Annotated in this window: 7 protein-coding genes and 1 pseudogene; 2 read left to right on the top strand and 6 right to left on the bottom strand. The window is 40.0% G+C overall.

Translation table 11 applies throughout. From position 1 onward, the window contains the following. Positions 1–592: 592 nt before the first annotated feature. From V7K76_RS27365 to V7K76_RS27340, 6 genes are all read right to left on the bottom strand, one after another. Positions 593–2,689 (bottom strand): right-handed parallel beta-helix repeat-containing protein, encoded by a 2,097-nt coding sequence (locus V7K76_RS27365; RefSeq protein WP_335030260.1) that lies wholly within the window; start codon positions 2,687–2,689, stop codon positions 593–595. Positions 2,690–3,083: 394 nt separating this feature from the next. After that, positions 3,084–3,578, bottom strand: coding sequence for a hypothetical protein (locus V7K76_RS27360; RefSeq protein WP_335030259.1), 495 nt, complete (start codon positions 3,576–3,578; stop codon positions 3,084–3,086). Between the two features lie 2 nt (positions 3,579–3,580). Then, entirely contained in the window at positions 3,581–4,144 is a 564-nt protein-coding gene (locus V7K76_RS27355; RefSeq protein WP_335030258.1) for a hypothetical protein, read from the bottom strand. Between the two features lie 24 nt (positions 4,145–4,168). Then, entirely contained in the window at positions 4,169–5,458 is a 1,290-nt protein-coding gene (locus tag V7K76_RS27350; RefSeq protein ID WP_335030257.1) for a hypothetical protein, read from the bottom strand. Positions 5,459–7,020: 1,562 nt separating this feature from the next. After that, the gene (locus tag V7K76_RS27345) at positions 7,021–7,272 is read right to left on the bottom strand and encodes a hypothetical protein (RefSeq protein ID WP_334779868.1); all 252 of its coding nucleotides are present in this window, start codon (positions 7,270–7,272) and stop codon (positions 7,021–7,023) included. Positions 7,273–7,301: 29 nt separating this feature from the next. Next, entirely contained in the window at positions 7,302–7,781 is a 480-nt protein-coding gene (locus V7K76_RS27340; protein ID WP_334951910.1) for a hypothetical protein, read from the bottom strand. A 1,685-nt stretch (positions 7,782–9,466) separates the two neighbouring features. On the opposite strand from V7K76_RS27340, the gene gvpA reads away from it, so the two are divergent. Then, positions 9,467–9,682 (top strand): gas vesicle structural protein GvpA, encoded by a 216-nt coding sequence (gvpA, locus tag V7K76_RS27335; RefSeq protein WP_015080752.1) that lies wholly within the window; start codon positions 9,467–9,469, stop codon positions 9,680–9,682. 104 nt (positions 9,683–9,786) lie between these two features. Further along, positions 9,787–9,855: pseudogene (locus V7K76_RS27330) on the top strand (gas vesicle synthesis protein GvpA); the annotation flags it as partial.

The following is a 9,855-nucleotide window of genomic DNA, read 5'->3' as shown; positions in this document are numbered from 1 at the left end:
CTCTTTTTGAGAGTCTTTTTACATGAGGGTAGAGAGTGTGAATTCTCTAGGAGAGTCGGCTCTCCGTCCTAAACGACCTTTCAAGTCGCGCTTATTCCCCGCACCTCTCAGTTAATAGATAGGGATAGTCTGGACACGAAAATACTTAGGTAATTCTCACTGGCTTATCTTCTATTGATCTGGAAGAGTCGAGTTTTCCCAGTTGCCTCTAAAATCTCTCACAACCTGCTTTACCTCACGGACTGATGAAATACCTATTTAACGATGTGCTGTGGCAGGAATAGACAAAATAAAGCTGCTAATGGGATAACTACCCTGTCAGCGACTTTTGTGTTTTGGCTTTTGTTGAGAACGTAAGCTAAAAGCTTGAAACTTACTGTAGTATAACGTACTATTGTTAACGCGATGTGTTAAGACGGGTTGCTTTGGGAATTGTGGACTTTTGGAAATTAACCCCGATTTCGCCATTCAAACTAATAAGGATAAAGCGTCTTATAGCATTGCAATAAGTATTATCTTGACAAAGATTTGTCAATTGCACATTTTTATTCTTCCTAACTAAATTCTCCCCGTTCGCCCATTTTTTAATGAGTTAAAAAACAGCTTTACGGTACTTATCCTTGTATAGCCCAATTTTATTTATTGGGAGGCTCTGAAAGCCAAACTTGTAAGCAGTCGAGTCGGACTTTAGTTGTAGGAGATCGTCATTTGGTATTACAAAGCTCACATCATTCTTAATTAAATTTCCCTCGATAGTAATAGTTTTATCAGTCAGTTTGTCCTCCAACTTTAACCATCCGTCACCAAAATAGACGTTACGTATAATTTTGTTTCCTTTGGGAACGCCATATTCATCTTCTAAAATTTTGACCAATTGAGGGTAACGGGTGCTGTAGGGCGGATGTTTATAGTTCATATCTTCCAGCTTTTCCACCATTCTCCCATTACCTCCACGAGCAGCAAAGGCTTTTGCCCAGCCTAAAAAACGGGCATCTACAGATACTGAAACCTTGTTCTTAACAAAGATGTTGTTCTCCACTGTATTATTACGTCCGCCACCGATTAACACACCTCGCTCCACTTTATAGAATAGGTTGCCATAGATTGTTGTACCGCTAGTACCGTCGTCAAGGTACACTGCCATAACTTCTGTAAACCTTTTTTGCTTTTGAAACCCGTACAGATTGTGAAAATAGTTATAGCGGATGATGTTCCCTTGCTGGGTGTAGTCTCGACCCATATAAAATGCCCCAGCATCACCAGTTTCTAAGCAAACGTGGTGGATATTGTTGAACTCAATGATGTGGTTGTTGCCTGCAAGCAGAATAGCATTGTGGGGCGCGTCGTGAATCAAATTATGTGCAATCAGATTACCAACACCTTGAATAGAAATGCCCGGTCTGAGCGTGTTCACCCACCTAGCATAATTATGGATGTGATTATTCACAGCATAGTGCTTTGCTGGGGTAAGGGTTTTGCGATCGCCTCCATTCAAGACTATACCCGTTTCACCAATATTATATACATCGCTGCTAATGACACCGTGCCGGATTCCTCCCTTAATTTCCACCCCATTAGTACCAATGTTACGAATTTGACAGCCTGCAACCAAGACGTTCTCCCCCTTAACGACCCTAATGGCTGCACCTCTGGAATCTTCAAATATCAGACCACTCAACGTAATATAAGAGGCATCATTTAGGGAAACCAGTGGCTCTTTCATCATAGAAACAATAGCCCGGTTGTTTTCCACTGGCGAAGGTGGCCAAAAATAGAGGATACCAGTTTGACGATCCAAATAGTATTCACCAGGTGTGTCCAATTCTTCCAGGAGGTTGAGGACGTAATAACGCTGGCCCTTTGTGTAGCCATAGATTCCGTGGGGCGGCTCAGTAGTAATCTCGTGAGTCTGTGTGTCGATCAGCTTGACTTTTTCATAGGAGTCCGCCCAATCCCAAGTCCAATAGCCATGTAACCAAATATCCCGCGCATTACTCCATCGCTGAGGGCGATCGCCTTCATAAGTGAATTTACCACCATCCTTCCCCGTAGGCACATCGGCGATTTTTAGATAACCCTGGTTAGGCCAACGTGCTATCTGCATGGGTTGGTCTGCAAAAAACAGTTCTAAGGGAGAAAGATGATCGGGTCTCCCGAAGCCGCGTGCTGAGAGTTCTCCGTAATCAGTAATCCCCTGTGCTTTCAGATCAACTTGCAGGATCTTGCCACGGGACACAGATGGCATCTGCTTAAGGATGCCCTCATCATTAACAGGGTAGAAACCCTGAATTTCCTTTCCCCCAGATAAGCGAACTTGCTCATTTAAGTATGGACGGTAAACAATGGGCGAGTCCTTTGTGCCACTATCTTCTGCATTCAGGATAAAGGGTTCCTTACGTTCATAAATCCCCTCACGCAGGTTAATAGTAACACCACCTTTAAGGAATTTACCTGCCTTTTTCAGAGTACGGATCTGATGACGCACACGCTCAAGTGTATGGAATGGTCCGTCGGTCTTCTCTGGGTTGGGTGCTGCAATCTTACCTGACCAGCTATCGTTTCCTATAGGAGAAACGTATAAATTTAGTGGTGTCGAACTGGCATTTACTCCTAATGTAGTGCAGCAAATAACAAGTATCAGCCCAATGCAGAAATACCATAGAGTTTGCAACCTTATACTGCGGTGCATTTAGTATTTACTCCTCATCACATCTAAATTTTAATCTCGTTGTGGGATAGGCTTCTAATACCAATTTAATGTGAAGTTGCACATATCTCGATCCCCCTAAATCCCCCGATAAATTGGGGGACTTTGATAGATGTTTTTCCCGTTCCCCCCTTATTAAGGGGAGCCAGCGCGGTCTTGTCTTCTCCCAAGGGGAGACGCCAAAGGCGATAGCGCAGCGTTAGCGAGTCCGCGAGCGAGCGTCTGGGGGTTTCCCCCATGAGCGACTGGCGTGGGCTAGGGGGGATCGAATTCTATGCAGCTTCATAAAAAATTGGTATAACCCATCCATGCTTTTTAGCCAGACAAGATGCCCACCCTACAAGAGTTATCCTTTGATTGTGCAACGCCAAAATATTTAACCTAAAGGCTGTCTGAGATTTCGCAACAACCCTCCAATAGCAGTAAATTCGGGAGTGTTATTTAAAGCTTTCAAGGAATTTGTATCAGCTTTGTCAACAATGGTATTGTAGGTATTAATTGCCTGATTAAGCTTAGTTACATTCACTCCCGTTTGCTCTGTCACCAAGCCGTTGAGGTTGAGAATTAAATCTGTTGTCAACACAGGATCAGCGCCGGCTAACACTATAGAAATAACGGTTTTGGCAGCATTAGCATCAACTCCTACTCCCAATAAAGTTGCTAAAACAACGGCTGCATTATTAGCCTTCTTCCGTGGCCCAACAATTTTAAAACTAAGATTTTCTCCATTTGTTTTCTTGATTGTAACAACCCTTGTTATAGTTTCTTCAGATAAACTATTAGGGGTTTGTGCTTGACTTGGAAAATTCCCCAATCCTAAAAGTAGGGGACTAAGACTCAGGGAAATCAGTAAAGACTTGAATTGGTTCATAATCAAGGATTAGATATAACTATTGTGTTACCACCAATTTGCAAAGAAACAGAGCCATTGGCAGGCAGTTCAGAAATGGAGGTACCTACAGACACAATGGCAGCCCCTAGAGTCGCAGAAGTTTGTCCCGCACCAGCACCTGTTTGAAGCGAGATGCCACCAGCAACTGGTGCTTCAGCGCTACTCACCGTTAGAGTACCCCCCGATGCAACCAACGATGCAACTTCTTGTTGCGTCGAACCACCGGTTTGTAACGCCACAACAGCACTTTGTCCAGCCGCATTCACAGCCCCTTGAACCGCAGGTGAAACGGTAATTGTAGATGTTCCACCAGCACCAGTTGTGACTGTAACGTTACCTGATGTGGTTGTGCCGCCACTTTGAACAGTGACGGGGGCTGAAAAAACGCTAATACTAGCAGCACCTCCGTTATTACCACTGACTGAACCGGCTGTTCCTTTGCTGGGACTATTTCGGCTAAGTTGGGCTTGGCTTGATAACTGCCAAGCACTCAACAGCAGAGGACTCAAACTAAAAGCAAGGATCAAAGACTTGATTTTTATCATAGTGATTCTCTAGAGATAAGGTATTTATTTCGGCAGGAAATTGAAACCATAGCTGATGCTGAGAATGACAGCAGTACCGCCAGGTGTAATATCTGTAAGGTCTGAACCTTGAAGCACAATTGTCAGAGGAATAGTTGGAACGGGAACGAGAGAAACTCCAGCGTTTAAGCCTACTCCACTCCAAGATGCACCGATACCAACTTGAGGATGAACTTGTAAACCGAATCCTCCAAATACCCCAACACTGTCATTTCCTTGGCGGAAGTTACCACCTCCCACTCCCACTGTAAGCGCCAATGGCATTTGATTATGAGGATTATTAGGTTGCAACACAGAGACATTTGTGACTGCACCATAGACAGTAGAATCAGCTATTGCTTCATTACCATACTGAGCAAAAGTATTCCAGCCAACTGCGGCTGCAATTTGATTATTACTACCAGCATAGAGAACACGGTGGGCTTTGAGATCGAAAGTCCCATTAGCACCAAAGTTTTTGATACTACCGTTGTTAAAGGCGACTTCTAAACCGATTAATTTCTGGCTGTCTCCCAAACCAAAACCGGCACTTATACTGCCATCCAAACCTCCATCGCCATTTCGTTCTTTGCGAGTTGCTCCCGATGCCGCGAAGAAAAAGTCTCCCATGTTAGCGCCGAAAGCACTAGGAATCCCAAAGCTGAGGCTAGGAGGATAGGTTTGTTTACCACTGGTGCCTCCCAACAAAGGCTTAATTTTTAGCCTTTGACGTAATTCACCATCATTTAGTTCAGTTTCAGAGCCAGTAGAGGGAGTTTGAGTTTGGGATAGAATCTGGCGATTGTCTTGGTTGAGTGGCATCAGCAGTTGTGCTGAACTCAGATTTGAAGAGTTTAATTGAGAGACAAAAATTGCTTTTCGGGTTTGAGTGTTGGCTGATTCAGTTAAAGATGCATTCTGTTGTTGTTTAAAAAAATTGTTAGTTTCTAAAGAAGCAGCCTGTTGTTTCTCATTGAAGAGTTTAGGTTTAACTTTAGCACTAAAACCATCACTAATACTTCCAGTCTCTAATTCAGCAACAGTATTATTTTTTTGAGATACCAGCAACCTTTGTCTTAAGCTAATATTCAGAAGTGTATTAAGTCTAGATAGTCTCACTTGAGTCTCTGGATTTTCAGAAATAACCCTATCCGCAGCAACTGCCGATTGCATAGAAATATCTGTCAACATTAGCAGAAAAGTTAACAGAATTTTCCCTGAATTCCAGCAAACAGAGTTAATACTAATCATTTCATAACTATCACTGCCATTAATAATTTTTTGTGTTTCACGCATCAATGATATTCCTTTGTAAAATTATTTACCTAGATACGAGATCAATCTATATGTAAAATTACTATTCAGCAATAGTAACTTTACGGCAATATAGACAATTGACAGGACTTAGACAAAATAAAAAAATAAAAAAGGTTCTAATCCCTAGCTATCTAATTGGTAAGTAATCAGACAAAATTAATTACACAATGTCATTGCGAATGGAGCAAAGCGTAATCAAGCAATTCGCTTGCGGCTGGGATTCCTGCATTTATTGGGGGAGAAAAAGAAATCTAGTTCCCTCACGCCACATGCTTCAAGTCGGCAAAGCCGCCCAACGCAGTGGCTCCCCTTTATAAGGGGAGGGTTAGGGTGGGGTAATTCAACAGACTAATTGTGATTCGATAACTTGTGTATACACCGTAGCCTAAAAGGAGAGAGACTTTAACCGAGTACCGTGGGTTTAAATCCCCCGGTTCAATAACCGGCAAGTTTTGGGTCGGGGTCTAAATCCCCGTCACAAAACTTAATTACGAATTACGAATTACGAATTACGAATTATTTAAATTTTCCCACTTCCCTAAGTTCGCGTAGCGGCACGAAGTGCGGGAAGGGTGTTAGGTCAATCGTTAGCTTTTCCACATAACGTGAAAAGTCAGAGCTATCTAATTGGTATTTGAAGACTTGAGGCTAGGGGAAATGCACCTTATTTCCTAATGAAAACTAATGAGCATCTCAAAACTATCTAGATAATCACAAGACTTGATGATTTGATAAAGAAAAAAATCAACCATGCCCAAAATTATAACACTTTTCCTTTGGATGTAAGTAGGTCGGTGTGAATATTTATCATCAGGATAAGGCAGGAGGGAAGAGAATTTGAGTCTACTTTACTTTTATTAACATAGTTTGGTTTTTCCCCATCTTTCTACTTAATACATTTTGACCTCTCTCCTAAAAGGAGCGTGTAAACACAAGTCTTCTAGAGTTGCGCCACAGGCTTTTGATCCCCCCAACCCCCCTTAAAAAGCTACGGTTTAAAACCGTACTTCTCTACGAGACGCTACCGCGAACGTCCCGCTACGCTAACGCCCGCAAGTGGCGCGTTCGCGTAGCGTCTCGCAGAGAAAGAATCATTGTTTCCCAAGGTAGCTAGAAACTCCACCCCTTGTGGGTGGCTGTCTTTAATTTTGAATTTTGAATTTTGAATTTTGAATTTTGAATTTTGAATTGATTCATGTTGGGTTACGCTATCGCTGCACCCAACCTACAAAACTACTCACTAGATTTTCTTGTTTCCCCCAATGCATTTTGCGGTGTATACACAAGTATTTTTCTTAAACTTAGGTTTTTGTTAGTCAATCAAGTTTATCGAACAAAATTCAGTAGTCAGGAGTCAGAATTCAGAATGAATTTTGTACGACTGGCGGATAGTGCAGCATTAGCGAGTCTGAATCCCCGATTGATAGCGCAGCGTTAGCGTACCACTCCGTGGAAGCAAGCTACGCGCAGCGTCTCGTAGAGAGGAACGAGCGTCTTGATTCTGACTCCTGAATTCTGACTTCTGACTTCTGAATTCTTCTTCAATCACGCTTTTTTAAACGCTTTTCTTTACCTAATAGAAAAACCACATAAAACCGCTTCACAAAAAATGGTATAGAAACTCTAATATCGACAAGATGACGTTTATAAATATGGTCATTAAATACTTTTTTTAGCTCAGTTAACTGTGTATTGGTAAAAGTAGCTCCTATTTCAGGAGGAATACGAGCAAAAAACTGTTGCACAAAAGGGTCATTTTTGGAAGGATTTTTATTAGAACGATTTTGAGACATCTTGCTTTTTGCCTGACTGAAAGTAAAGTTTAAAAATTAGGACTATGTTTATAATCCCAGCACTTATCATCGCGCCAGACTCTGTTAGTATATTCACATTCTGATTTATCAGAAATCCAAGGAATTGATGTAGGGTAATACAGAGTAGATGTGAAATTAAGTGAAGAAAATATAAAGGAAAGTATTGTGAAACTACAAATCAATAAAATGATTGAAAATCCTATGATAAACAAGCTATTGCTAAGAGTCCAAAAAGGATATAAACCTTTTTCAGAGCGTAAACGGTTTTGAGAGCGACGTTCTGATCCTGCTAACAAAACCAGATAAAATTCTAGTCTTGGAATTGGTATTGAAACTCTTATGTCTAAAAAATGACGAGAAGACTTATTATAGGTAAAAGCCTTTTTTAGGGCTTCTATTTGCTTATCTGTGAAGGTACTTGCAATTTGCGGATTAATCTGAGCGAAAAGTCGCTCAAAAGTAGGATCAGTGTAATGGCCATTATTCATTTTTGTTTGTCTTAATATACATTACTATTTCGTCATTCATATCTTTTGCTCCGGACATTACTAACAATTAAATTTATTTAAATATAAAATTATTTGCTCTACCAATAGTTCGATATTTTCCAGATTTATTAGCATTTGAAGCAACTATAATATAGTCTGACTTAGTTACAACAAAACTTACAGATTAAATATTTATTTAGATAGTTTGTACATATAAGAAGTTAAAAAAATGCATTTATGGCAGGTTTTTTGTTTACGCTGTCTATAAAGTGCCGTTGTCTTTACACGTTAAAATACTGCTAAAAACTACTTGCTAACTCTTGTCTGTATACTTAGTTCAATTCAGGTCTAAAATCTTCTTTTCGTGAGTAGATGCGATAAATATTCTGCTTTTATCAAAATACCAATATTCTCTAAAAACTCTAAGAGACCTCCACAAAAAGAAATGCTCAATTGTCATTGCGTACTCCTTCGGAGAACCCGAAGGGTATGGAGCGTTCGCGGTAGCGTCTCGTAGAGAAGCGAAATGAAGCAACCGCAAAATCTTGGGATTGCTTTGCTACACTCCGTTTCGCTCGCAATGACAGCTTTTGGATCAATCATTCTGTGGAGTTCTCTAATAGCTTGCTTTGAGTGATATTACCTCTGTAGTAAAAGCTCATAACGCATAGGTATCAACTTAAGCTGGAAATAGCTTATCTGTTGGCTTCCATGCCCGCCCGGAAATAAATAAATGAGTAATGAGTAATAAGTAATACCCATTACTCATTACTTCAAAAATAAATTCCCGGGCTTTTAGCTTAAGTCTACTGAAGTAGACTGGAGATTTTTGGCGATATTTAGTCATCTTCAGATGACTTTAGCTATTATACGGGAATTTCAATTCCCGGCGGACAAGCGGTTTCGCGTTAAGTTGAGACTAATACTCATAATGAAAGCTTTTACTGAATTGAACTCTCCGTCATCTCCTGCTTCTAGAGAAGCTAGTACAAGAAAGCAAAAGTAAAAAGGCAAAAATAAAAAGAAAGAATGCTTAGGGACTTTCAAAAATTAAATTACTCAATTCGTGCATCCAATACGAATATCAAATTTCTTCTCCCCCTGCTTCTTCCGCTTCCCCTGCTCCCCCTGCTCACCAAAGCGACTGATTACTGATTATTTTTTTAGTTGGAAGTCCCCAAATCAGGCGGGGTTTGAATCCCCATCTGATTTCTCCCCTTGTCTCTTTCTTCAACGAACAGATACTGATTTTTGTCGCCAGATAATTCTTCAAAACATCCTAACTTAATTTTGCAAGATTTAAGTAGCTGTAATATCACGTACTTTTAAAAACAATGTGGAAAAATCACAGTGTATTTACTTAATAAATCACTTGTCCAATGTAAATCAACATATTGAGTAAAAATAATTTTAAAAAATAACAAATTAATAAAAGATACGTTAAAGATTACAAAACAAACAAAATTACATATTAAAAATTACATTCAATTTTTAATTGGATATTAAATCAACATTAAGTAAACATCAAAGCTCTCAATTGTTGTTTATTAGCTGTATTTTTGCATTCTTTATACAGATGAACTCTTTACATTTATGAAAACGTATGTTTAATTTGATTCAGTAGAGAGCAAAGGCAAATACCTGGCTAATACTAAAAATCAACAATGAGTTAAGGGTCTAAAATCATGGCAGTCGAAAAAACCAATTCTTCTTCAAGCTTGGCAGAAGTTATTGACCGTATCTTGGACAAAGGTATCGTTATAGATGCTTGGGTACGTGTTTCTCTAGTTGGTATTGAATTACTTGCAATCGAAGCTCGGATCGTTATTGCTTCTGTTGAAACCTACTTGAAATATGCAGAAGCTGTAGGCTTAACACAGTCAGCTGCTGTACCTGCTTAATTATTAAGTAGATTTTAGAATATTGAAATTATCTACTAGGTAATTATGATATTCTACTTCCGGCAGATAAATATAAACCAACAATGAGTTAAGGGTCTAAAATCATGGCAGTCGAAAAAACCAATTCTTCTTCAAGCTTGGCAGAAGTTATTGACCGTATCTTGGACAAAGGT

Origin of the sequence: Nostoc sp. (assembly GCF_036917975.1) — a bacterium.
Classification (GTDB): domain Bacteria; phylum Cyanobacteriota; class Cyanobacteriia; order Cyanobacteriales; family Nostocaceae; genus Nostoc.
The sequence above is the reverse complement of the archived record's forward strand: the minus strand, read 5'-3'. Positions and strand labels throughout refer to the sequence as shown.

Excerpts from the sequence above, each read along its gene's own strand:
- V7K76_RS27365 (WP_335030260.1), bottom strand. The coding sequence starts at position 2,689 with ATGCACCGCAGTATAAGGTTGCAAACTCTATGGTATTTCTGCATTGGG.
- V7K76_RS27360 (WP_335030259.1), bottom strand. The coding sequence starts at position 3,578 with ATGAACCAATTCAAGTCTTTACTGATTTCCCTGAGTCTTAGTCCCCTA.
- V7K76_RS27355 (WP_335030258.1), bottom strand. The coding sequence starts at position 4,144 with ATGATAAAAATCAAGTCTTTGATCCTTGCTTTTAGTTTGAGTCCTCTG.
- V7K76_RS27350 (WP_335030257.1), bottom strand. The coding sequence starts at position 5,458 with ATGCGTGAAACACAAAAAATTATTAATGGCAGTGATAGTTATGAAATG.
- V7K76_RS27345 (WP_334779868.1), bottom strand. The coding sequence starts at position 7,272 with ATGTCTCAAAATCGTTCTAATAAAAATCCTTCCAAAAATGACCCTTTT.
- V7K76_RS27340 (WP_334951910.1), bottom strand. The coding sequence starts at position 7,781 with ATGAATAATGGCCATTACACTGATCCTACTTTTGAGCGACTTTTCGCT.
- gvpA (WP_015080752.1), top strand. The coding sequence starts at position 9,467 with ATGGCAGTCGAAAAAACCAATTCTTCTTCAAGCTTGGCAGAAGTTATT.